Source organism: Providencia sp. PROV040 (assembly GCF_032706145.1).
Lineage (GTDB): Bacteria > Pseudomonadota > Gammaproteobacteria > Enterobacterales > Enterobacteriaceae > Providencia > Providencia hangzhouensis.
This window is the reverse complement of the sequence record NZ_CP120530.1, coordinates 3,842,498-3,863,368: the sequence shown is the minus strand read 5'-3', so window position 1 is coordinate 3,863,368 and position 20,871 is coordinate 3,842,498. Positions and strand designations below refer to the sequence as shown.

The following is a 20,871-nucleotide window of genomic DNA, read 5'->3' as shown; positions in this document are numbered from 1 at the left end:
AACCAATTAAACCCTACGTAAAATAGAGTTTAATTATATATTTCATTATGTTATGTTTTTATTGCGATCCATCCCGTGATCCAAAAACTGAAATCCCCTGAAATTCTTTGCACACATTTCAGTTTGAGATTTTCGTCAACGCCCTAGTGCTGGCGCGGCTTGGCGATATGTTTTGTAGAATTTCAAAACTGAAATAAAGTTTAGATCCAAATTGTGCAGGCGGGTGCGGTGTAGTGCATTTTACGTGGTGGGAGACTTTATTTCGTGGGGTAGCGCTGCGCCTGCGCCATGCTGTTGATGTGATCCAAATGAAAGGTTGCTTGATGTGGTTTGGTTGTTGGTACGCTTAGGATAGTGTTGTGGTAGGTAGATTTGAGGCATTAAAAAACCTAACTGGTGAGGTTAGGCCTTTTAACTAAATCGAACACTCTTCAACTAACAAAATAAGTGTAGTGGTTTCAGTTCAGTATCTCAACCAATAACTGGCTGATACTTTTCTTTCAAGCCATCTGATTTATTTGCCGTGCCCTTGATGACATCGGTATTCAATGGCGCTCCCGTATTGCTGTGGCTGTGGTTGGCGGTGAGTTCGGCCAACTCTTTCACGATATCCAATGTATCAATCATTAGCTGTGCCACGTTAATTTCTTGGCTGCCAATCCAAACAACCGGTGCAATGATTTCTTGTTTGGTACCCGCGATGCTTTGCTTAAGTGCGCCAACCTTTTCAATCAGCTTTTGGCCAACGGTGAGTGTGGCATCCTCTGCAATATCAATATTAGCATTCTGATTAATACTCGCCACTAAGCTGCCCTTAGATGCAATGCTGTAATCTCCATCGGCTATCTGTTGGATAGCACCTGCAAGTAATGTTGCAGTGCCAAGCACCATCGTTTTGTCGGTGGCTTGAATGGTGGTGTCTCGGGTGACCAAAGTGCTCTGTTCGGTGTCTGCGGTGACTTGCCGATGCATGGATGACTCACTGATAGTCTGGTCGGTTTGCCGTTGCCAGCTGCCATCTTGGGTGATGCGCTGGGAAACCTCTTGGCGTTGCTGTTGCAATTGTTCGCCTGGCTGGATATCGGGCAGCGTGTTTCCCTGGCTAAGAGTTTGGCGAATAAATGGCTTATCAGGTCGGCCACCTTCAAAGGCAATTTCCACAACGGTACCCACAGGGGGATATTGGAATAAGCCACTTTCACCCCCTGCCATCGGCAGTGGCAAAGGTACGGCACGGTAAATTGGTGCGCTGGATGGCTTACCGTTGGCATCCAATAATTGTACATCGACCGCATAGCGTGGGCGATACGGGTCGGAAATATCACCGGCACGAACGGGTTCACTATGGGCTTCAATACGGGCGGTTTTTGGCAGGTGTAAACCTGCGGACAGTTCAGGGTAAGCATTATCAATTTGATTTTGAACGGGGCTCTTATTAGCGGGTTTCCCTGTGATTTTATTGGTGATTGCCCACGTAAGCGCCATATCTTCATTAATAAGGTTCACTTTGTGCAGGCGTTTTCCGTTGGCATTCACGCCTGGTCTTAATGATTGCACCATCGGGATGGTCATGCTGTTCCCGCCTGCCTGCGAGGTGGCAAATTCATTCGGGATTTCTACGGGGTTATTAGCAAATAATGAATGTGACCAATTCCCCACATACACATGACCATTCGGGAGCTGCTGCCACACATAATCACCAATATTGAACACATGCCCTAAGTTGGCCAACAACTGGTAACCTGTACCACTGTGGGTAAAGTGAGGAATAGGCTCATCCGCATAAGGCGCATCGGGTAATTGAAAAGTTAAGCCGCTTTCTTTTTGCAGGTGTTCGGTAATGGTGCGCAAAGTGGGATGCTGAAAGGAACATGGCCACTCACGTTCAAACACGCCAACCAGTTCACGAATGAATAACCGTTGAAACCCATTGGATGAGGGCTGTGACCGCTCAACGTAACCAGTGAAATAACGCAATAATAATTCGGGATAACCGACATCAAGACGCACTAATTTCCCTGTGTAGTCCTCATCGGTTTTCACGGTCACAAAGCCGCGCCCAGCGGCAGAGAGCTCTAACATAATATTGATATCGGTGACCTGAATTTCATCCCCTGATAAATACAGTCGATTGATGGGTTTCATTCCCTTTACTCCAACGAATCGTTAATGGGTTTTAACACTTTTTCTTCAAACCAGGTTAATTGCTCGGTTTCATCCGGTGCCCCTGATTGACCGCCTTTTATTGCACTGCCCCCTTGTGTTTTGCTGGCCACTTTACTGTTAGCGCGGGCTTCGCGTTTTTCTGATACCGATAAATGTTCACGTAAGGTAAAGGTAATTTGCCACGCCTGTTTCCCTTCAATTTTGCTGGCATCAATAGAATTGGTGAATGTACCGATGCGAAAATTTATGGCTTGAGCCGTCAAGTTCGCCACACGATAGCGCTTTAAGTTACCGTTTTCTTTGGCTTCCGCTAAAGCAAAAAGGCGCGAAAATGCCTTATGCTCTGTAAAAGGTAAAATACCCGTGATGCGAAGCTCTTTGGGTTTGATGCCTTGCTCTGCCACGGCTGTACTGGAAGATTGCCCTGATTGATCTTTGTCCTGAAACATCATACTGGGCGTTACAGCCAAGTTTTTTAGTGGGATGGCTTCACCGTTCAGGGCAAGGGTGATGGTCTGTGTCATTTAACATCCTTGTTAAAGCGTGAATTTCATTGCCGACAAATAAGGTGGCGAGGGTAAATATTGCATCGGGTTCAGGGATGTTTTTTCGCATTTTATCGGCCAAAACGGAGGCATTATCCGTACCTGAAAACGCCCAAACAGTGGCTGATTGGCCTAAAAGTCCCTTTAAGGCATCGCTCATCTGTTTTAAGGCATTGTCTTTTTGTTTACTGAAATCCGATAGTGCTGATTTCATGCTATCCAACCCGCTAGGCTGGCTTGCCGCTGCTTTTGCCGTTTCAATTAACTGTGCGTTTAACGCCATGCGGCTGGTTGCCGTTGATAAGGATTGTGGTAACGGCAAGCCGCCTGCCATTTTCCCTGGCAATTGCATTTTTGTGGTGGCCAACGTGTGTGCCGTTCTGGCCATTCGCTCAACTTGGGAAAAAACAGGCAGCGGAAAGACAGCCGAAAAAGCGGATAAGTGTTCCATAAATTCGGCAAATGACTTCCCTGTCACCATCAGTACTAATACCGAAACATGGCCTGCGCCAGTAAGCTTGTCCGCTAAATGGTTAATCGCATTGGTGGGACTGAGGTAGCTGCCTGAGCTATTTGTTTGCCCAACACCATAAATAAACGGATGCACGGGCAGAATAGAACAGATGATCGGCGGCAAACTTGCCGCCATTTTCATGTTTTGTTGACGCCACTGATAATGTTGCTCAGTCATTCGGGTTTCTCTGGCCATGCGATATCGGGGGCGGTTGCAATATCGATACGATTTAAATCCACACGGTACTGTTTCCAAGCGTTTAATTGTGCAAGCTCTTTATCCGTTGCGATGCCTAAATCAACGGCGTCTTGATAAGGTGCCATTTTATCTGATGCTTCTATTAAAAAATGGGCTTTTTGGCTATCCGCGATCCCTATTAATTGTGTTTTCGATAACTGTGGGTTTGTGATTTTTAGTGCTTCTTTCTCTGTAATTTCAATCAAGTTATCTTCAATAAATGCATCTTGTGAGCCATCAGATTCATAAGCAAAAACTTCATGCAGGTTATTTTTAAAGTATTTCATGTTTATTTTAGCTCCGCCCAATACCCAAAATAAGAGTTAACCCGATATTGGTAATTTGAAGGAATAATTAAATTATTTGGAACTGCGCCTCTAGCTGAGTCTGCGCCTACAATTACCCATGGTGCAGTTGAGTTTTTACGGACATCAACGGTTAATGTTGAGTCCGCATTTGTGAATACACTGATCATTATTGGCTTATTCGTTGTATTTGTATAAACAACTCCATGTTTCCGTTGGCTTTTTACATCTTCCCAATCCTGCCCATAACCTAAGCCACTACCCGCGCCAATTTTTTTATCAATGTCAGTTCTGTTATAACTCTCTGCTTTTGTATAGCTATCGCCTTTAAGCGCATAATTCCCTGTCGGTTGATAGCTTCCTTTTGGCTGATAACGCCCGTCACTTTCCGTTTTTGTGTAGCTTTCCCCTCTAACGGCATAGTTGCCTGTTGGGGCATAATTACCTTTAGGCTGATATTTATTATCGGATTCAGTTTTGCTATACGCCCCCACATCCCCCGCACTTAACGAAATATCTGCGCTAAGCGGTTTGTTATTCACTTTTCGTTCGACGGGCACTGCACCGACATTCCCTGCGGTTAATCGGATCAACTTCCCTGTTGGTTTACTCATTTTGTTACCTCAATAGAAATAAAATCGCCATTTTTCAAGGCTTCGGCCAAATACAATGTGGTTCCCTCCACCGTGTACGCATAGCCTTGGGGCTGAGTGATGCCATTAATTTGCACCGATAACACCGCCACGTTGCCGATGTTAAAGGAAACCTCGCCACCCTTGACCGCCGGAATAATAGACGTCACTTGAATATGGGCGTTATCGCCTTTTTCACCGTCATTGACGACGAAAGAAACAGGTGGCAAGTTAGTGCCAGCACTGTTTTTAAACGTCAATGTGACCGTGCGACCTTTCGCCATGCATCACCTCACGGGTTTTCTTTAACTTGAACTGAAACGCTGACGATACTGGCACCTTGTGCGCCTGTGGTGCCAGTAATGCCTTTTTCCCCTTGAGCCCCTCGGTCACCTTTGTCACCTTTATCTCCCTTTACCCCCTGCGCACCTTTTTGTTCCGCAAAATATTGCGTTTCATTTTTTGCTTCATTCCCTGGGAGCTTTTTCCAAAGTTCAAAAGCGGATTCACCGTCTGATAGTTCAAACTCCGCACTTAATGTTTTTCCATCACTGGTTTTAAAATTCAATATAATTGTTTTTGGTTTTGGCATGTGTTCCCTCACTGATTTGTTTTAACTTCAACATCGATAGATGCAATTTTTTGCAATTCATTTTCTGAAATGAAAATATTTTCATCTGTGCCAATAGCGACTAAATTCCGGCTATCCGCACTAATAAAATCCTTTCCCTTTAAGTTATGCACCGTTGTTCTGAGCGCCTCCACTTCATTGCGTAACACGTCAGTGTCAGAGCCTGTATGTAAAGCACGTTGGCTAATTACCGGCACATTAATCACTACCTCAATGTGGTCGTCTTTTAGCAACGGCTCGGCTAAATAAATCGTGTTGTTTTCAACGGCAAAAGAATAATTGGCGTATTGCTCAAGGCCATTAATAAACAGCAAACAGTGATGAAACACCTCGTTTGGAGTGAGGGTCGTTTCATTTCCTTTGGCGACATAGCGCCATGATTTCATTTCACTTTTTAGCGCGTATTGCTGCTTGATTTGCGCGATGCTTTGTTCCCATTTCGCCCCTTGAGGGCGTAAATCGGTGATTGCGCCTGTTTTATCAATCGCCGCGATGGCAAATACAAAATGGGCATAACCGCTGCTGTCCACATAGTGTTTGAGTTGATTGCCCGTGGTGAGTTTAACCACCGTTTGCCATTGGCTGAGTAAGTTACCTTGATAGCTAAAATCCGCATAAATATAGGTATCGCGCAGTTTATTAAACACTTGGCTTTTAGCTAGCTCGCCACGCAAACCGCCCACATAGGCTAAACCGCTATTCACGGTAAATTGTTCACCATCGCGGGTGACGTCAAAGGCAGAGCCAAAGAAAGCCGCCTCACCGTAACTGTCAGTATTAATCAGCCGCTGCACTTCATCGATCCCCGTTAAGCGTGCGGTGAAATCAATTTGCCACGTTTCTGCGGTGGTATTAATGGCGGTATCTTTGGCCGCCCCGTCAAACTCCAGCAAAAATGAGCGGGTTAAAACGTTGCCTTGTTGGCCACCTTGTGTGCGCAGTTTCTTTTGTGTTGGGGCATGGGTGATCATCGCCACGGAATTGCTGGCTTTGTTTAACAACCCAATCCAGTTAAATTCGAAATCACCGATTTCAGTGCCTAATGTCACACTGTAAGCCACGGCATTTTCACTGACTAACCCCGCTTTATTAATTGCTTGACGGTGCACGATGTGTTTGGCATCGGGCAGTTGTTCAGTGCGTTCAATGGGTTTCTTCGGGTCTAGATTTGGCACTAAGGCAAACACAAACTCATCTAAAATGATGGGCTTACCCGTTGCGGCTTCCTGCGCTTTGTAGTGCTCAAATTCAAGGGTAATGACTGATGACATAATCTATCCTTTTAATGATGCCCCATAGGTCATATTGGGTGCGCTGCTTCCTTGCAGCGTCGCATAACTGATCTGAATATCACTGGCGATTTCACCGACTCGCAGCGTCAAAATAGGCACGGGTAATTTCGCGTGATAGCTGATGTAGTCGCCCTCAAGGCTGCCCACTCGCATATTCAGTTGATAATCGTTAATCACTTCAAACTGATAGCGTCGGCAGGTACGCCCATACTGGTAAATGATGTTGATCAGCAAATCAGGGGCGCGTGACAGCTGCTCATCATTGAGCACGAGAATAATCACGTCCCAATCAATGTGCGGCTGGCGCTCTTTAATCAGTACGTTACCAATGCCTAACCGTTCAAAAATGGCGATAAACCCCGCCACGCTGCCACTGTCTTTGGCATTGATAAAGGCGTATTTCACCCGCTTGCGGTATAAGTCCAGCGGTTCACCATTAAAGCGCTGAATATCTCGCTGATAGGCCAGCAAGTTCAATAATGACTCTGTGCAGGTTTCAGCGTCTAATTGCGCCAATGGCCACGTTAGCCAGCCGTAAATCAATGACCAGAAGCGACGTAATGCCGCCAGTAGCTTGGCGGGTTCGCCTTTGTCCATCCAACTTGGCAGTGCAAGGCGTTTAAGCTTTTCGTGAAAGTCAGACATTTTTCACCTCAACCACTAACGATGTTAAGCGGGGGACATTGAGCTCGCTGGTAATATCCCCCAAAGAAAAATGCAGTGACTGAATATCACTAAACTGGCGGTGCAGCTCGCGCCCCAAGTTCGAAAATGAAAACCGTGAATACGGCCATGTCTGTTTGACCTGGTACAAACTGTTTTCACGAAAGGCGCAGCGCACCAAATCGTTTACCTCATTTTTTAAGCTGCTCAGTTGTTCCGCGCTAAAGTTGCCGAGGTTATCGACGAATAAGGTTAAAACTAACGCATGATGTGTTTCTGGCATGGCAAAGCACTGCATATTATCGCCGTGGCCGTGATGGCCTTGTTTCATCACGTAATCATTCACTTGGTCGATAAAAGGCTGGCTTGCCACGCCACTGTCTAATAACAAATACGCGTTGGCGGTACCCGCACCACGGGGCGCATCATGCAAAAAGAAAATACGGTCAATGCTAAGCCCAACAAGGCTGGCTATCATGCCGCGATAAACCGCATCCGTGTGGTAGTTTCCCACTAAATTGAATTGGTTGCGGCAGCGGTCACGCAAATCATCATCGCTTTCTGCATCTGCACCAGGCGTTGTTAACCAATCATTTTCACTTTGCACCTGCTCAATCCCTGCCACAGCCACGGGCAAAATACGAAAATAGCCTGGGGCGAGGTTATGCGCACCGCCTGCCATATCTGCTATCACAGGGATTAACTGGCTTTGCTGGCCTGCGGCAATCTCCACGGCTTGGGTGGTACTCACACTGTAAATCACCCCCGCGATGCGCTCCGTTTGGATGATGGTGCCTTTGGGGACGGTGACCGCGCTAGCGCCTACCACTTTATAAAAGCGAATGACACCGTGGGCTTGGGTGGCAGGTTTGCGGGTTAAGTTGACGCCCCAAGCAAACAAATCAAGCCATGCCCCTGATGCGGTGGCCAAATACATATTGCGCATCACCACATTGACCAAGGCATCTTTTAACCACATCACGGGTTTGGTCACGATAGTAGTAATCAGTCGCCAAAACGGGGACATCCGTGAGGTATTGGTCACTAGCCCCTCATCGGCCACCACTTGGTTAAATTGCGCGTGAATTTCTGCCTCAGTGGTTGGCATCCCGCTATCTTGCAGGACTTTTTCATAATCAATGTCGGGTTTAGTCGCCATAATCCACTCCCACATCCATGCGGCCAAAATCGTAAGTGTCAGCGGTGATCCATAATTTCACGGGCGACTCTTCGTAAATGGAAATTGTCCCTGGGACAATGCGCTCGTCATTTTCCACAAGCATCTCAATTTGGTTACGGATATCAGCCCGTAAGGTGGGGCTACGTTCGCCCACCAATTGTGTGGCCAAGCCACTTTCCATAATGGCGTGAACACAATCTTGAGCAATAGACACACGGTTGTTGCACAAAATCGGTTCACTGCCTGAGTTCAACGTAAAATCACGCTGAGTGATTAATAAATCAATGTATTGGCTATCCATGCGCTAACATCTCATATTCCGTTAATTGTTGTGGTGATGGCATTGTTTCAACTTTAATGACCACATTTTCATAATTTCGACTGTTATCGACATGACTGGTTGTTGAACCCACGGCATTTTTCCCAATGCCATTTTTATCAATGCCTTTGAGCTGTTTGCCCGTTAATATTTGTGTATTGGTGATGGGCTCCGCTTGCTCAACTTGTGCCTGCATAAACAATTGTTGCTGGCGAATAATATCGACCGCAGCCATGCCCTCAACATCAGGCACGCTATTGGTGGCTTGGGCGGCTGGGGTGTTGATTTCCATGCGTTCAATTTCAACACCTGGCAAATAATTTAAGGTATCGACAAACGAGTTATAGATATCGGCAAAGGTCTGTTTCACCCATGCCCACACATTGCCGAAAATATCGCGGATGCTGTTGGCGACGGGCTCAAAGGTTTCCGTTAATGAAAACTCACCAAACCAATTGCACAGAGTTTCCCAACCTTGACCAATCCATTCCCAAACATTGCTAAACACTTGGCCAACTGCCATCACAGCCGCAGCCAACACTTTAAATGTGGTGGTGTCTTGGATGGCTGCCTTTACTGCATCCCAGTGTTTAATCAGGTAATAAATACCCACACCAAGTAAAGCAATCGCCCCAATAATCAAAATGATGGGCAAACTCATCAAGTTAAAGCCTATGTCTGCGGTGATGGCCGCTATCCGTAGCGCCAACAAGGTACCGCGTAAAAGTTTTAAAGTGGCCTGCCAAATCACCATCGCTTTATTGGCCAGCCAAACGGCACCAGGGATTAATTTCAACGTCGCAAGGCTCAGTTTCCAGACCACCACGAGTCCCGCCCAAATAAATTTACTGATCCCCATCACGATATTGGCCATCGCTCCCGCAGCGGCCACGCCAGTGATACTGGTAGCGATATAGCCCACGTACTTAGCGATATTGGGAAACAAGGTGAGCCAACGTTGAACGGTTTGCCCCATCTCCGCGATTTTATTCACCAATGGGGTAATGACAGGCAACAGCGTCATCCCCACGGCCACGCGCACGTTAGTCCAAATGGCCATTAAGCGTTCCCACGGGTCGGCCAATTGCTCAGCCATTTCACGGGTACGTTTCATGCCATCGTTCGCGCCCAGGGCGGTGATATTTTTGCGTAACACATCCACATCGCCATAGAGTTGCTTCACCACAATGGCCGAATCCCCAAACGCGGCCTCAATCTCTTTTTGCGCCTTGAGGCTGCCATCAATATTCGCGCCATATTTTTGCTGTAACTTGCCTAACATTTCAGGCAAGGAATTCATTTTTCCCGACGCATCGACAAAGCTTAGCCCCAGTTTTTTAGCGCCATCCGCAGCTCCCGTCATAAAGCCCTCATAGGCGCTGCTGGCTTCGCTGCCCAATGTGCGCTGTAATTCCCCCAACACGGCCAACTGTTCATCGATACCCACACCAAAGTGAGTCCCTGCCGACCTTGCGCCCTCCATTAACCCTGTAATGTCCGCCATTGAGGTACCAAAGGTTTGCGACATATACAGGGCTTTGCCCGCCAGTTCTTCGGCAAATTGGCTTTTGCCGACTTGGTTGGCATAGGTGGAAAACTGCGAAAACATTTGCCCCATATAGGCAGTAGTTTCATCTGCGGTACTTTTTAAGGCGGTGGCCGTGGTGTTGGTCACCGTGGTTAAATAAGGCAGTTCGTTATCAGCTACGCCTTGAATGGCTTTGCGGATGGTGAGCGCAGATTGGGTAAACTCCACCGAGGACTTGCCATATTGCGCACTGAACTTCATGGCCGCTTGGGTGACGTTTTTCATCGCACTAGCATCCACACCTTGTAAACTGGCGGTTTGTAGTGCTTCATTCATTTGCAGCGCGGGGTCTAGTAGGCCTTTTAAGGAAAATAACGCACCGGCTAACCCTGCCACGCCAATGGCACTTTGGGTAAAGGCTTTTTGACTCTCATTGGCAAAATTGGATAACGCAGACTGTGCCTGTTTTAACGGCTGTGTCACGTTATCAATTAAGCTTAAGGTAAAATCTAATGAGTTCATTTATCACCCTTTAACGCCAGTGCAATGCCGTTGGCCACGGCAATGCGCATATTTTCCCAGTGTTGGTTATTCAGCCATGCAGCACGAGCCAAACTATCAATTTCGTCACTATCATGAGGATAGTAATGACGACGCAGCGCAATAAATTGCTCCAACTCATTACGCTCAATAGATTCAACCCGTGCCCTCAGTTTTTTACGCTAATGTCCAATTTCGGGGCGTATTGCTCATTGATGGATGAAGCGATTTGCAGTGCGGCACCTGGCTGTTTTAACAGTTCATCGAGCGCGTCTTTGTCGTCTTTCACCACAATGCGGCGTAAATAGGTGTGGGCAGGGGCAATTTTATTGTCCATCGCCATTTCATTGATAAACCCGTTATAGGCGGTCATGTTGGGTTCGAAACGGTAATCTTTTCCTGCGATGTCTAATGTGATTGGTTGGTTCATGGTTCAATTCCTTTTGCGGTTAATGTCATCCACTAACTGGTTATGACGTGCGGCACAATTGCCGTACAAGGTTAAAAACAGCTCTAATGGCTCACTGATGTGCTTGCCCGTTTGCCCGTTCAGTCTCGGCAACAAGATTGGGCACTTGGTTAACAGATTTTCCTGATAACTCTCGCTCGATACGATCGGTGGCGCGGTTGTACAAGCTGACAAACTCAGGGCTAACACACACATTAGTGAACACAGGTTTAATAACTTCGGTTCTGATTTCCTTGGGCGTCGCATTGGCGATATTCTCCAATTGGTTTTCAAGCTGACGCGCCGATTCACGGGAAATGGCTTGTGCTTCGGCTCGGGCTTTATCGCCTGCTTGTTTGGCAGCGCGTTCAATATTGAGTTGTAAGCTGTCGTGATAAAGCCCGTTCACCCACCAACCTGCGCCAAAGGCCGCTATCCCTAGCGCGAACACCAGCGCAAGTTGTTTGGCCATTACTTCACCCCGTTATGGGCTAAGCTGAAATGGTTGCCATCGTTAAAACGGCCGCCCCAAGTGCCCCCAATAGACTCCCAATATTCGCCTAGAGGCAAATAACTTGGGGTATCTTCACGGTATTGGCCGTTGATAAATAAATTAAAGTCCACAGCTAAACGTGAGGTGTGCAAGCTGTTTTTGATGCCTTTGCCTGTTTTGGCATTATTGCTGGCTTGTTCGGTGGTGCGAAAGGCTTCACCAAAGGTCAGGCGGTAACCGTGCTCATCTGCCCATAAAATCAGCCTGCCAATCATTACGGTGAATAAGGCTTGTTTCTCACTTAATGTCATCTTTTAACTTTCCTTGTAATAACGCTTTTCCACGCTTTTTAAGCCACATTTCAACTAACTGGTAACCTGCAATCCCAAAAGCGGTACCAATCCCCGTGACCGCTAAAGGTGAGATATTGGGAAACCAAATCAGCGCGGCACCTGCCATGACTGAAATTGCTGCTCCCAGAAAGACACGCCCGAAAAATAAGCGGGCGGTAATTTGTTCGTCACTGGTGAGGATTTTGCCAACGGCAATAAGCACCCCCATAAAAAACAAAGTGATAAATGTTTTTTCATGTTCTTCCATGAACACTTTTCCTTTTAACCGATTAATTTGTCTGTCAATTCTGACTCAAGGTAAGGAATGCCATCCAAGCGCACAAAATCAGGGCTGGTGACAAGGAATTTCACTTTTAAATTGACCGTGGTGCCACCTTTTGGGTCATGGTCTAAAATGTCCGATAACAGCAATTTGCAGCCAAAGGCTTCCACTTTCATTTCCTCTCCGCCTGCTTTGGCGTACCACATCAAATCCACTTCGGGGATGCTGCGCCATGAGCCTGCTGCACGGGCTTTGGCTTTTAAAATGGCTAACGCTTTGGTGCTAAATTCCAGCTCACCCTCGGCAGACACATCCCCCGAAACCCAACCGTCGGGCACGCCATTAGTTTGGGCGACGCCTGTGTTATCCGTAAGGTTTAACGTTGATTTCTCAACATGAATGAGTGAGCCGTCTAAGTTGAAATCAAACGACTGACCCGAAATCCGTTTACTCATGCTGCACCCTCCAAGCTGGTATCTAAGATCACACTCGCTTCAATGCCTTTCGGGCATTCATAGGTGCGAACCACAAAATAGACCGCGACTTTGGTTTTACTCATCCAAGTGATCACTACATCGCTATCTTGTGGCGGTTTGCATTCCCCAGGGAACGTAATGCCGTTGATTTGGCTAGAGCGTGCCATTTCACGCATCACACGAGCAAAATAACTTTTGTGAGTTTCAATGGAATTGGGCGTACTGTTTAAGCTACGGTCACCAATTTTGGCAATTGCACGAATACGCACGTTTCGCGCCACTTTATCGACAATGCGCAGGTTTTCGATGTTTTGAAAATCACCGCCTTCTACATCTAACGTGCGGCCATCTGCCCAGTACAAACCGTCGTAGTCGGGGTACCACATCGGCACACTGAGGCGATTTTTCTCTAACGCCTGCAAAGTCGCTAAATCAATCTCTTTTCCTGTGCCATCAAGGGGGAGCGTTGCGCCCATGTCTTTTAATGCACCTGTTTTTACTCGTGCTGGCGTGTCCGCGATGGTCACCGAACGGGTACATAAACGGCCTGCTAATACACCCGCTTCTTTACCCCACAGTTGCGGTACCAGTTGCACTGACGGGGCGGCAATGCCTTTTTGTAGTGCAATGACTTGTGCGACATAATCTGGCCAGCTTTCGTCTTTGGTGGGGGCATCCACGGTAATGATTGACCATACCCAGCGGCCATATTTGGCGATTAAGGTTTCACGCAAGGTATTAGCCGCATCAATGACTTCTTTGCTCGCAGTGGTCAGTAAAACGTAACCCTCTACACTGGCCACGTCTTGTGCTGCAATCACTGCATTCACAAACCCCAGCGGCTCAGAATCGATAGCTAGCACATGAAGATAAGCCGACCAGTTTTGCCCCGCATTATTCATGGCGGCCATCACATTACGTTTCAGGTCGCTATCTTCACGGCCTAACACATCATCAAAATCCGTTTGCGTATTGACGGAAACCGTTTTGCCCACGTTGGCATTGCCCGTACCCACAAACAATACCGTGCGTTCAACCTCTTTGGTTTCCCCTTGTAACTGATTTACTTGGTTCACCTGTACAGATGGCCATGTCATAAAAAATCCCTCTTTTATGGTTGTTTAACCAAATCCAATCCCTTGCAGTTGCCGTGCGAGGGCTTTTTCAAATTCATCTTGATTGATGCCCAAAAACTCACGGGCTGGCACATCAATCACCCATGAATTTTGCGGCGTTTCATCGCTTAAGGTACGAATTAATAAACCTGCTTTAGCAAAGCTCATCCCGCTTTCAATGGCTTTAACAGGTGGTTTTCGCCAGCCTTTACGTTCTTTGTACCCCAGCGCCCGTAACTTTTTGGCTTGCTTCTTGGTGGCAGGCCGTGTTTTATCGCGCTCAGATTTAAAGCTGGATTTATTCACGGTCACATTCATCCCATGTTGTTGTGAGTAACCCACAACCCCCGCAGGGATCTGTTTTTTCCCGTTGCGGTATTTGCCCCCTTTGAGGTAAATTCGCACACTTTCGGTTTCGGGCAATTCCTTGATGTGCAGCACTTTAGGCATATTGCGCAGCATCTTTTTGCGCCAGTTTCCCTGGCGTTGTTGCCACGGTTCGCCCTCGGGTGTTTGTTGGTTGCGAACGTTGCGTTTTGCCGCAGCAATCACACCATATTTGGCTATACGCCATAACAAGCGTTGGCGTTTTTTCGGCGTTAAATCAAACCGCTTAAGTGCCTCTTGTAGCGTGTTAAATTGGGTTTGGTTTAACTGGCCGCTTATCATGCGTGAACACCTGCAATATCAGCCTCTTGCGCAATCCACACATCGGGGTCGCACAGCGTCCAGCGCTTACCATCCATCGGGACAATGCCGTTTTCGTCCTCTCGCATGTTGACGTTCTCTGCCAATTGCAGCGTAACTATCACCACCGCTTGGTGGCTTTCGTTTAAATCCACATCCATGGATGGGCGTTCTAAATCCAGTTGAATATCATCGATATCGTCATTTTCATTGAGCCATGCATCAATCAAGATACCGATATAATCAGGGTTTACTTGGCGATAGGGGAAACGCCCCCACGCAATCGTCGCGTCATATTGTTTAATGTGCATTCGGTATTGGTCATTGCCCAAATCGCGCTGCGCAGGGATAAACTGAATGCTGTCCATCACACTGGAAAATTCCACATTGCACACACCATCGGGCAAGTTAGCCTTTAAAAAAGCGGTTAATTGCTGCAATTTGCTCATATCATGGTTACCGTGGCACGTTTTAAGCCTTTCATATTGCGGATCACTAATGAAGATTCCGCTAACAGGCGGTTACGCAGTTCAGGGCTTTCTTGCTGCGAGTTTGGGGCGCGGTTCACAATGGAGCTGTATTCCCCCAGTAAATCTGCTTTGGCTCGCGCAAACACCGCTTTTAAATACTGCGCACATAACGCATTGCGGCCATTACGTTGCACACCAGGTACTTTTGCCGCTTGCTGGTACCCTTTGGCGTGGTGCTGATTTTTCACACTTATCAGCTCACCATTGATTTCCGTGATGGTGTTCAGGAGTGCATCGGCCAAAAAATCCGTATCGATACTGGTCGGTAGCGAACGGCTTTTTTGAAACTCCAGTAAATCCACATCTGGCCAAAAACCGTCATTGGTAATGATTTCTTGGCGATAATTACCGCTATTACCATCAAACATGGGCTGTCCTTAATTAAAAAGTGGGCAAGGCCAGCTTCCACGGCCAATTGCAATCAATTGCATTGCCTCAGCTGCGCCCACTTGGCTTGCGGTAGTCATTCGGCAGTAAGTGCCCGCAGCCGCATAGCAATGCGTGTGCGATGGGTTCTTACGCCACTTTTCGGGTTAAGCTGATGCGCCCTCGCAAGGTAAGCATCGGCTTTTTCTAAATCATCCACGTTATCAATGGCACTGGCTTTCGCTTCACTGTTATCCCCTTTGAGGATTTCCAAGGCCGCGAACTTGTACCACTTGGCCTTAATCTTTTCGTGGATGCGCCATTTTTCAGTGACGTTGTGAAACGTGCGTGAAAAATAGGGCTCAATGGCATGACCTGCTTCCGTTTCAAGCTGCGCCCATTGCAAGATGGTGTCAGCCACAAAGGCAGGAAAACCACTTTTAAAACCTGTCGGGGTGAGCTGTCCTTGCTCAATGGCGATGTCCGCCCAATCCAATCCTTGCTGGAATTCCCCCACATCAAACAGCCACACGACACAGTAGGCAAAAATCGGGTTTTTATAGATTTTCCCGTCGTCCAGATAACGCTGGGCAGTCGGCAGATAATTGGGCAAAAATTCCTGCCGTTTTATCTCGGTGCGTTCTGCGTTGGTCATCCCTTTGAGCCGTGCAGCATCCTTGTCAACAGCACGCGCTTGTAAGTGCATACTTTCGCCATCGGCAATGGCAATCGCTTGTTGCTGCTCCAGCTTTTGGCGCATTTCCACCTTTAAACGGTGTCGTTGACCAGGTGATAGCATTACTCTGTCTCTACCGTGTCTTTCGGCTCAACGAGTTCACCGATAGTGACCGCTGACTCATCAATTGCCCCGTACAGCTCAGGGTATTCCAACGCATAGCCCTCGTTACGCAGGTAATTGTTTTCATACTGTTTACGGTCATCCACAAATTCCGCTTTGCGTTGGCGGGTATTGCGCTGCGTGTACAGGTGCAAGTTGGATAACGTCGTAACCACTAAGCGTTTCCCTGGCATAAATGGTGGGATATACGCGGCACGGCCTGCAATGGTAGTTCCCAGCAACTGCGCGGCAATTTTCTCCGTTGGGCGGTCAGCGGCTTGATATAAGCGATGCTGTTCAGCGGCTACCAAGTCAGCGCCCACTAACACCACAAGGCGTGGGTCGGTGCGGTATTGCACAGGAATACAGGTATTTACCACTTCTTGTGCCATCGCATCGAGCGAACGGAAATCGCCTTTTTCATCCAAAGTGATGGCTTCGGAGATCACTTGTTTACCCCCGTCCCATTCTTTAGCGATTTGGTGCCACCCTTTGTTCACATCTTCCCCGTTCGGGTACTTTTTCGCGTCTGTGCTATCGGCCACGTGGGTACCGTTAAAACCAATGCGCAACATGTCGAGGGCAAAGCTTTCATTAACGAAATTTTGCATCCGTTGGTAAAACTCATTTTCACCGCCTGAGTTTGCCCAAACGGACAGCACATCCCACGGTAAAAACGCCCCGGAGTCAGTTTCGGCTAATTTATACTCATTGCCATCAATCCCCGTTTCACGCATGAAACGGCCACCTTTTTTACGCCCCGTGAATAACCCAGGGTTACCCACCGAAATCACTTGGCCAGCCAATTGGTCAACGTCAGCGCAGTAAATCAAGTTAAGAAACTCAACGGATTCCATAATCGCTTTACGTAACGCAATTTCTTTCGGTTCGGTGATGGCAAAATATTTCGACGCATCATCAATGTTGTATGAGCGTTCAAGGCCTGATTTATGGCCTTTCAAATACGTTCTAGCCGTATTGTTTAAAAACATGGAAATCCCTCTCCAAAATTCAGTAATGGGCTCTAATCACAACGGATTAGAGGTGTACAAACTCTTTACGGCCTGCGGGGTTTTTCCCTGGGAGTGGGGTCGCTACTTTGCTGAATGATTTGGTGATTTCAGGTAAGTTATCGCGCAGTTTGGCGAAATCTTCGGTGTCCACGACCTCTTTCACCACTTCCACATCACTTTGCGCTTGTTCCAACATGGTTTCTAATTCAGCGATTTTAGTCAGTGCTGCCGCCAAATCTGCTGCCATGCCCGATAACACCTCATCATCAACGGTGGTTTCGGTTGGCTTTTCTTCTTTGACTTCTTCAATGCCAAAGTGCTGACGCCATGTTTTCTTTGCGGGTTTTGCCATTTTTCGTTTCCTTTGTTTTTGACGACCAAAGTCGAGCCTTGTCGTACCTACACTGGCTGGGGTGTCCGTTACCGCCAAGCCCTCTAAATATGTCACGCCTGAATTGCGAAAATCGGGATTCATTTCAACCGAGGTAAACACCCCACGGTTTTGGCTGTTCATTTCCAACAAACGAGCAAATGGCCGCAATACGGCATATAAACGTAACGTATCGCTTTCATCAGTATCCGCTTGTAACTCAATGACCTCTCCCAGTGGGTCACCGCGGTCTTCGCCTGGCTTATTGTGCCGAGGCCAAATCATGGCGGTGTACAAATCGGTATCATAGGTTTCTGCCATTTCGATAATTTCCTCTGGCAGAATTTCCCGACCATCAACGGTTTCACCTTCCGTGGCAATGCAGAGCCATGTTGTGCGTAATTGCGACATTCAAAATCCTTAGCTGCATTCCGTTCCTTTTGAGCCATCAGTATTGCCAATTCTTATTCACGGTGCGAATGGTTGAGTTCGGTTATCCCGCCATTACCGAAAACAGGTAGATGCCTGCAATTTCTGAACATTGCACAATGGCACCACTATGGCTAAACACTCAGATGCAAAAATACAGGTCGCCAAGTCACTTTACTTGCGACGCTATACCCCTGCTGAAATCGCGGAGGAACTTAACCTGCCTAACAGGCGGATTGTCTACTATTGGGCGCAAAAATGGTGCTGGGCGGATATGCTCAACCATGAGAGCGTGTTGGAGGCAATTAACCGGCGCATTGCGCTGTTATCGGAGCGCAATAAAAAAACGGAACTTGAACTGGAGGAGCTCGACAGGCTGATTGCCCATCACGTCAAATTGATGGCGCAGGCCAATAAGCACAAAGAAAAGCTGGCTGAAATCAAAGCGCAAGCGGAGTCTGGCGGGGAATACAGTGCAAGCGACGATGGCGAAAGTAAGAAAAAACGTCGTTATAAGAAAAATGATATCTCTGAACTGACCCCTGAAGACTTTCAGAAATTCGCGGATGAAATGCTATTTGGCTACCAAAAACACCTGCGCATTAATATTAAAAAAGCCATTCGCAATATCCTCAAATCACGCCAAATCGGGGCAACGTGGTATTTTGCCTTTGAAGCGTTTGAAGATGCAGTACTCACTGGCGACCCGCAAATCTTTTTATCCGCTTCACGACCACAAGCCGAGGTATTTCGCTCCTATATCGTCAATATCGCGGATAAATTCTTCGGGGTCACGCTCACGGGTAACCCTATCCGTTTAAGCAATGGTGCAGAGCTGCGCTTTTTATCCACCAATAAGAACACCGCACAATCCTACAGTGGCCATTTGTATTGCGATGAATATTTTTGGGTGCCTGATTTTAAACGCCTGAATGAAGTCGCCTCTGCGATGGCAACCCACGATAAATGGCGCACCACCTATTTTTCGACGCCCAGCGCCAAAACCCATCCTGCTTACCCGTTTTGGACAGGTGACGAGTGGCGCGGTAGTGATGCTAAACGTAAAAATGTGGAATTCCCAAGCTTTGAAGAGATGCAAGACGGTGGCCGTGATTGCCCCGATGGCCAGTGGCGCTATGTCATTACCATTGAAGATGCCGTCCGCAACGGATTTAACCTGGCATCCATTGAAAAACTGCGCAACCGCTATAACAAAGACACCTTTAACATGCTGTATATGTGCGTATTTGTGGACAGTGGCGCATCCGTTTTCAAATATAACGACCTTGAAAAGTGTGCCATTGATATTGGTGTTTGGGATGATCACGATATTAATGCGCCGCGGCCATTTGGTGATAGAGAGGTTTGGGGCGGTTATGACCCCGCGCGTTCGGGGGATACGTCCACCTTTGTGATAGTCGCACCGCCTTTGGTGGCAGGGGAATATTTTCGCATCCTCGCCACCTTTTATTGGCAGGGCATGAGCTGGAAACACCAAGCCAAACAAATTCAAGACCTGTACAGCCAATACCGTTTTACCCATATCGGCATCGATACCACGGGGATTGGTCACGGGGTGTATGAGATGGTAGCTGATTTTGCGCCGCGTGTTACGACGGCCATTCACTACAGCCAAAACACCAAAACTCAATTGGTGCTCAAAATGATTGATTTGGTGGATGAGCTGCGCATTGCCTGGGACGTTGAGCAAAAAGAAATTATGGCCAGCTTCTTAGCCATTCGGCACACCACCACGGGTAAAGGGGGTTCGATGACCTTTATCGCGGATCGCAGTAAGGAAACGGGTCACGCAGACGTGTTTTTTGCCACGTCACACGCCGTGGCCAACGAACCGCTAAACAATGAAAGACAGCGTAAATCTAAATATAAATTTCAAAAGGCTGCATGATGAGTAAGAAAAAGTTACGGAAAACTGCACAGAAACAAACTACGAGCCAAAAATCGATGAACATCATCACATTAGGCAAGCCAGAACCGATTTTAACCACCCATACGGAATACCAAAACATTTGGTATGACAATGATTATGACCATTACAGCTTGCCCATAGACCGCACTGCCTTGGCGCAATTGGTGAATTTAAATGGCCAACACGGGGGCGTTATTCATGCGCGTTCCAATATGGTGCTATCGGATTACCAAGGCGGTGGCCTCACGCATCAGGAGCTGCGTGCCAGTGTATTGGATTATATTGTGTTTGGTGATACGCCCATCTTAAAGCTGCGCAATTATTACGGAGAAGTGGTTGGGCTGTATGTGCTGCCTGCACTGTTTATGCGTCGTCGTAAAAATGATGATTTTGTGATTTTGCAAGAAGGTGAGCCGATGGTTTATACCCCTGACGATGTGATTTACATCAAGCAATATGACCCCCAACAGCAAGTTTACGGCATCCCTGATTATATCGGGGGCATTCATGCGGCCATGTTAAACAGTGAGGCGACCATCTTTCGCCGTCGTTACTACCATAACGGGGCACATACTGGGGGGATGATTTTTTGTAATGACCCAATGCTCACCGATGAAGTGGAAGTGATGATCACCAAAAAGTTAGAGCAAAGCAAAGGGATTGGTAACTTTGAAACCATGTTTGTGCATATTCCCAATGGGGATGCGGACGGCATCAAGTTTATTCCTGTGGGGGATATTTCGGCCAATGATGAATTTAGTAATGTGAAAAACATCAGCGCACAGGATATTTTAACCGCACACCGTTTCCCTGCGGGGTTAGCGGGGATTATTCCTGGCAATGTTGGCGGCTTAGGTGACCCTCGCAATGCCCGTGAAGCCTATCGACAAGATGAAATTATTCCTGTTCAGCGCATGTTTGCCAACGCGATAAATAATGATGATGAGGTACCCGATCATTTAAAGATCACTTTTCAAGAAGATAGCCACCAATTGAATTAAGAATAACG

27 protein-coding genes are annotated in these 20,871 nt (G+C 47.3%); 2 read left to right on the top strand and 25 right to left on the bottom strand.

The window, feature by feature from the left end; genetic code table 11:
- Positions 1 to 471 precede the first annotated feature (471 nt).
- The 25 genes from P3L40_RS17965 to P3L40_RS17845 form a co-directional block, all read right to left on the bottom strand.
- Entirely contained in the window at positions 472 to 2,145 is a 1,674-nt protein-coding gene (locus P3L40_RS17965) for a hypothetical protein (protein ID WP_210853302.1), read from the bottom strand.
- 5 nt (positions 2,146 to 2,150) lie between these two features.
- Entirely contained in the window at positions 2,151 to 2,690 is a 540-nt protein-coding gene (locus P3L40_RS17960; RefSeq protein ID WP_210853304.1) for a hypothetical protein, read from the bottom strand.
- Complete coding sequence (locus P3L40_RS17955; RefSeq protein ID WP_210853306.1) at positions 2,656 to 3,402, bottom strand: hypothetical protein; 747 nt, start codon at positions 3,400 to 3,402, stop codon at positions 2,656 to 2,658. The genes P3L40_RS17960 and P3L40_RS17955 overlap by 35 nt, the downstream gene beginning before the upstream one ends.
- Positions 3,399 to 3,749, bottom strand: coding sequence for a tail fiber assembly protein (locus P3L40_RS17950; RefSeq protein ID WP_210853308.1), 351 nt, complete (start codon positions 3,747 to 3,749; stop codon positions 3,399 to 3,401). The genes P3L40_RS17955 and P3L40_RS17950 overlap by 4 nt, the downstream gene beginning before the upstream one ends.
- A gap of 2 nt (positions 3,750 to 3,751) precedes the next feature.
- Positions 3,752 to 4,381 (bottom strand): hypothetical protein, encoded by a 630-nt coding sequence (locus P3L40_RS25160; protein ID WP_410482064.1) that lies wholly within the window; start codon positions 4,379 to 4,381, stop codon positions 3,752 to 3,754.
- On the bottom strand, positions 4,378 to 4,683 hold the full coding sequence (locus tag P3L40_RS17940; protein ID WP_210853311.1) for a hypothetical protein: 306 nt from the start codon (positions 4,681 to 4,683) through the stop codon (positions 4,378 to 4,380). The genes P3L40_RS25160 and P3L40_RS17940 overlap by 4 nt, the downstream gene beginning before the upstream one ends.
- A gap of 8 nt (positions 4,684 to 4,691) precedes the next feature.
- The gene (locus P3L40_RS17935) at positions 4,692 to 4,991 is read right to left on the bottom strand and encodes a collagen-like protein (RefSeq protein ID WP_210853312.1); all 300 of its coding nucleotides are present in this window, start codon (positions 4,989 to 4,991) and stop codon (positions 4,692 to 4,694) included.
- 8 nt (positions 4,992 to 4,999) lie between these two features.
- Positions 5,000 to 6,301 carry a phage tail protein gene (locus P3L40_RS17930; RefSeq protein WP_210853313.1) on the bottom strand — a complete coding sequence of 434 codons (1,302 nt, stop codon included), beginning with the start codon at positions 6,299 to 6,301 and terminating at the stop codon, positions 5,000 to 5,002.
- A gap of 3 nt (positions 6,302 to 6,304) precedes the next feature.
- A complete protein-coding gene (locus tag P3L40_RS17925; RefSeq protein WP_210853314.1) occupies positions 6,305 to 6,967 on the bottom strand; it encodes a phage tail protein in 663 nt (220 codons plus the stop codon).
- Positions 6,960 to 8,144: a baseplate J/gp47 family protein gene (locus P3L40_RS17920; RefSeq protein ID WP_210853315.1), complete on the bottom strand. Its 1,185-nt coding sequence runs from the start codon at positions 8,142 to 8,144 to the stop codon at positions 6,960 to 6,962. The genes P3L40_RS17925 and P3L40_RS17920 overlap by 8 nt, the downstream gene beginning before the upstream one ends.
- Positions 8,134 to 8,466 (bottom strand): DUF2590 family protein, encoded by a 333-nt coding sequence (locus tag P3L40_RS17915; protein WP_210853316.1) that lies wholly within the window; start codon positions 8,464 to 8,466, stop codon positions 8,134 to 8,136. The genes P3L40_RS17920 and P3L40_RS17915 overlap by 11 nt, the downstream gene beginning before the upstream one ends.
- On the bottom strand, positions 8,459 to 10,534 hold the full coding sequence (locus P3L40_RS17910) for a phage tail tape measure protein (protein WP_210853318.1): 2,076 nt from the start codon (positions 10,532 to 10,534) through the stop codon (positions 8,459 to 8,461). The genes P3L40_RS17915 and P3L40_RS17910 overlap by 8 nt, the downstream gene beginning before the upstream one ends.
- Positions 10,531 to 10,689 carry a DUF6890 family protein gene (locus P3L40_RS17905; RefSeq protein WP_196718330.1) on the bottom strand — a complete coding sequence of 53 codons (159 nt, stop codon included), beginning with the start codon at positions 10,687 to 10,689 and terminating at the stop codon, positions 10,531 to 10,533. Before P3L40_RS17905 ends, P3L40_RS17910 begins: the two co-directional genes overlap by 4 nt.
- 32 nt (positions 10,690 to 10,721) lie before the next feature.
- A complete protein-coding gene (locus P3L40_RS17900; protein ID WP_210853320.1) occupies positions 10,722 to 10,982 on the bottom strand; it encodes a putative phage tail assembly chaperone in 261 nt (86 codons plus the stop codon).
- 91 nt (positions 10,983 to 11,073) lie between these two features.
- Positions 11,074 to 11,472 (bottom strand): hypothetical protein, encoded by a 399-nt coding sequence (locus P3L40_RS17895; RefSeq protein ID WP_247605838.1) that lies wholly within the window; start codon positions 11,470 to 11,472, stop codon positions 11,074 to 11,076.
- Entirely contained in the window at positions 11,472 to 11,804 is a 333-nt protein-coding gene (locus P3L40_RS17890) for a M15 family metallopeptidase (protein WP_131680165.1), read from the bottom strand. Before P3L40_RS17890 ends, P3L40_RS17895 begins: the two co-directional genes overlap by 1 nt.
- Positions 11,791 to 12,093, bottom strand: coding sequence for a phage holin family protein (locus tag P3L40_RS17885; RefSeq protein ID WP_109911427.1), 303 nt, complete (start codon positions 12,091 to 12,093; stop codon positions 11,791 to 11,793). The genes P3L40_RS17890 and P3L40_RS17885 overlap by 14 nt, the downstream gene beginning before the upstream one ends.
- 14 nt (positions 12,094 to 12,107) lie before the next feature.
- Positions 12,108 to 12,563: a phage protein gene (locus tag P3L40_RS17880; protein WP_110731690.1), complete on the bottom strand. Its 456-nt coding sequence runs from the start codon at positions 12,561 to 12,563 to the stop codon at positions 12,108 to 12,110.
- Positions 12,560 to 13,681 carry a DUF2586 domain-containing protein gene (locus P3L40_RS17875; protein ID WP_210853322.1) on the bottom strand — a complete coding sequence of 374 codons (1,122 nt, stop codon included), beginning with the start codon at positions 13,679 to 13,681 and terminating at the stop codon, positions 12,560 to 12,562. Before P3L40_RS17875 ends, P3L40_RS17880 begins: the two co-directional genes overlap by 4 nt.
- A gap of 24 nt (positions 13,682 to 13,705) precedes the next feature.
- Entirely contained in the window at positions 13,706 to 14,368 is a 663-nt protein-coding gene (locus P3L40_RS17870; RefSeq protein ID WP_210853324.1) for a hypothetical protein, read from the bottom strand.
- Positions 14,365 to 14,835, bottom strand: a complete 471-nt coding sequence (locus P3L40_RS17865; RefSeq protein ID WP_210853326.1) for a phage tail protein — start codon at positions 14,833 to 14,835, stop codon at positions 14,365 to 14,367. Before P3L40_RS17865 ends, P3L40_RS17870 begins: the two co-directional genes overlap by 4 nt.
- Positions 14,832 to 15,284 (bottom strand): head completion/stabilization protein, encoded by a 453-nt coding sequence (locus P3L40_RS17860; protein WP_210853328.1) that lies wholly within the window; start codon positions 15,282 to 15,284, stop codon positions 14,832 to 14,834. Before P3L40_RS17860 ends, P3L40_RS17865 begins: the two co-directional genes overlap by 4 nt.
- A 95-nt stretch (positions 15,285 to 15,379) precedes the next feature.
- Positions 15,380 to 16,042 (bottom strand): phage terminase small subunit, encoded by a 663-nt coding sequence (gene gpM, locus P3L40_RS17855; RefSeq protein WP_316927986.1) that lies wholly within the window; start codon positions 16,040 to 16,042, stop codon positions 15,380 to 15,382.
- A gap of 38 nt (positions 16,043 to 16,080) precedes the next feature.
- Positions 16,081 to 17,112 carry a phage major capsid protein, P2 family gene (locus P3L40_RS17850; RefSeq protein ID WP_210853332.1) on the bottom strand — a complete coding sequence of 344 codons (1,032 nt, stop codon included), beginning with the start codon at positions 17,110 to 17,112 and terminating at the stop codon, positions 16,081 to 16,083.
- Positions 17,113 to 17,158: 46 nt separating this feature from the next.
- Positions 17,159 to 17,914: a GPO family capsid scaffolding protein gene (locus P3L40_RS17845; RefSeq protein WP_210853334.1), complete on the bottom strand. Its 756-nt coding sequence runs from the start codon at positions 17,912 to 17,914 to the stop codon at positions 17,159 to 17,161.
- Positions 17,915 to 18,062: 148 nt separating this feature from the next.
- On the opposite strand from P3L40_RS17845, the gene P3L40_RS17840 reads away from it, so the two are divergent.
- Complete coding sequence (locus P3L40_RS17840) at positions 18,063 to 19,841, top strand: terminase large subunit domain-containing protein (RefSeq protein WP_210853336.1); 1,779 nt, start codon at positions 18,063 to 18,065, stop codon at positions 19,839 to 19,841.
- Entirely contained in the window at positions 19,841 to 20,863 is a 1,023-nt protein-coding gene (locus P3L40_RS17835; protein WP_210853338.1) for a phage portal protein, read from the top strand. Before P3L40_RS17840 ends, P3L40_RS17835 begins: the two co-directional genes overlap by 1 nt.
- The last annotated feature ends 8 nt before the right edge of the window (positions 20,864 to 20,871 follow it).

What these genes read in the sequence shown, in the direction of transcription:
- P3L40_RS17835 (WP_210853338.1), top strand. Translation starts at nt 19,841, where the DNA reads ATGAGTAAGAAAAAGTTACGGAAAACTGCACAGAAACAAACTACGAGC.
- P3L40_RS25160 (WP_410482064.1), bottom strand. Translation starts at nt 4,381, where the DNA reads ATGAGTAAACCAACAGGGAAGTTGATCCGATTAACCGCAGGGAATGTC.
- P3L40_RS17885 (WP_109911427.1), bottom strand. Translation starts at nt 12,093, where the DNA reads ATGGAAGAACATGAAAAAACATTTATCACTTTGTTTTTTATGGGGGTG.
- P3L40_RS17895 (WP_247605838.1), bottom strand. Translation starts at nt 11,472, where the DNA reads ATGGCCAAACAACTTGCGCTGGTGTTCGCGCTAGGGATAGCGGCCTTT.
- P3L40_RS17910 (WP_210853318.1), bottom strand. Translation starts at nt 10,534, where the DNA reads ATGAACTCATTAGATTTTACCTTAAGCTTAATTGATAACGTGACACAG.
- P3L40_RS17860 (WP_210853328.1), bottom strand. Translation starts at nt 15,284, where the DNA reads ATGTTTGATGGTAATAGCGGTAATTATCGCCAAGAAATCATTACCAAT.
- P3L40_RS17880 (WP_110731690.1), bottom strand. Translation starts at nt 12,563, where the DNA reads ATGAGTAAACGGATTTCGGGTCAGTCGTTTGATTTCAACTTAGACGGC.
- P3L40_RS17930 (WP_210853313.1), bottom strand. Translation starts at nt 6,301, where the DNA reads ATGTCATCAGTCATTACCCTTGAATTTGAGCACTACAAAGCGCAGGAA.
- P3L40_RS17900 (WP_210853320.1), bottom strand. Translation starts at nt 10,982, where the DNA reads ATGAACCAACCAATCACATTAGACATCGCAGGAAAAGATTACCGTTTC.
- P3L40_RS17965 (WP_210853302.1), bottom strand. Translation starts at nt 2,145, where the DNA reads ATGAAACCCATCAATCGACTGTATTTATCAGGGGATGAAATTCAGGTC.
- P3L40_RS17960 (WP_210853304.1), bottom strand. Translation starts at nt 2,690, where the DNA reads ATGACACAGACCATCACCCTTGCCCTGAACGGTGAAGCCATCCCACTA.
- P3L40_RS17870 (WP_210853324.1), bottom strand. Translation starts at nt 14,368, where the DNA reads ATGATAAGCGGCCAGTTAAACCAAACCCAATTTAACACGCTACAAGAG.
- P3L40_RS17865 (WP_210853326.1), bottom strand. Translation starts at nt 14,835, where the DNA reads ATGAGCAAATTGCAGCAATTAACCGCTTTTTTAAAGGCTAACTTGCCC.
- P3L40_RS17875 (WP_210853322.1), bottom strand. Translation starts at nt 13,681, where the DNA reads ATGACATGGCCATCTGTACAGGTGAACCAAGTAAATCAGTTACAAGGG.
- gpM (WP_316927986.1), bottom strand. Translation starts at nt 16,042, where the DNA reads ATGCGCCAAAAGCTGGAGCAGCAACAAGCGATTGCCATTGCCGATGGC.
- P3L40_RS17920 (WP_210853315.1), bottom strand. Translation starts at nt 8,144, where the DNA reads ATGGCGACTAAACCCGACATTGATTATGAAAAAGTCCTGCAAGATAGC.
- P3L40_RS17845 (WP_210853334.1), bottom strand. Translation starts at nt 17,914, where the DNA reads ATGTCGCAATTACGCACAACATGGCTCTGCATTGCCACGGAAGGTGAA.
- P3L40_RS17955 (WP_210853306.1), bottom strand. Translation starts at nt 3,402, where the DNA reads ATGACTGAGCAACATTATCAGTGGCGTCAACAAAACATGAAAATGGCG.
- P3L40_RS17850 (WP_210853332.1), bottom strand. Translation starts at nt 17,112, where the DNA reads ATGTTTTTAAACAATACGGCTAGAACGTATTTGAAAGGCCATAAATCA.
- P3L40_RS17940 (WP_210853311.1), bottom strand. Translation starts at nt 4,683, where the DNA reads ATGGCGAAAGGTCGCACGGTCACATTGACGTTTAAAAACAGTGCTGGC.
- P3L40_RS17915 (WP_210853316.1), bottom strand. Translation starts at nt 8,466, where the DNA reads ATGGATAGCCAATACATTGATTTATTAATCACTCAGCGTGATTTTACG.
- P3L40_RS17890 (WP_131680165.1), bottom strand. Translation starts at nt 11,804, where the DNA reads ATGACATTAAGTGAGAAACAAGCCTTATTCACCGTAATGATTGGCAGG.
- P3L40_RS17925 (WP_210853314.1), bottom strand. Translation starts at nt 6,967, where the DNA reads ATGTCTGACTTTCACGAAAAGCTTAAACGCCTTGCACTGCCAAGTTGG.
- P3L40_RS17840 (WP_210853336.1), top strand. Translation starts at nt 18,063, where the DNA reads ATGGCTAAACACTCAGATGCAAAAATACAGGTCGCCAAGTCACTTTAC.
- P3L40_RS17935 (WP_210853312.1), bottom strand. Translation starts at nt 4,991, where the DNA reads ATGCCAAAACCAAAAACAATTATATTGAATTTTAAAACCAGTGATGGA.
- P3L40_RS17950 (WP_210853308.1), bottom strand. Translation starts at nt 3,749, where the DNA reads ATGAAATACTTTAAAAATAACCTGCATGAAGTTTTTGCTTATGAATCT.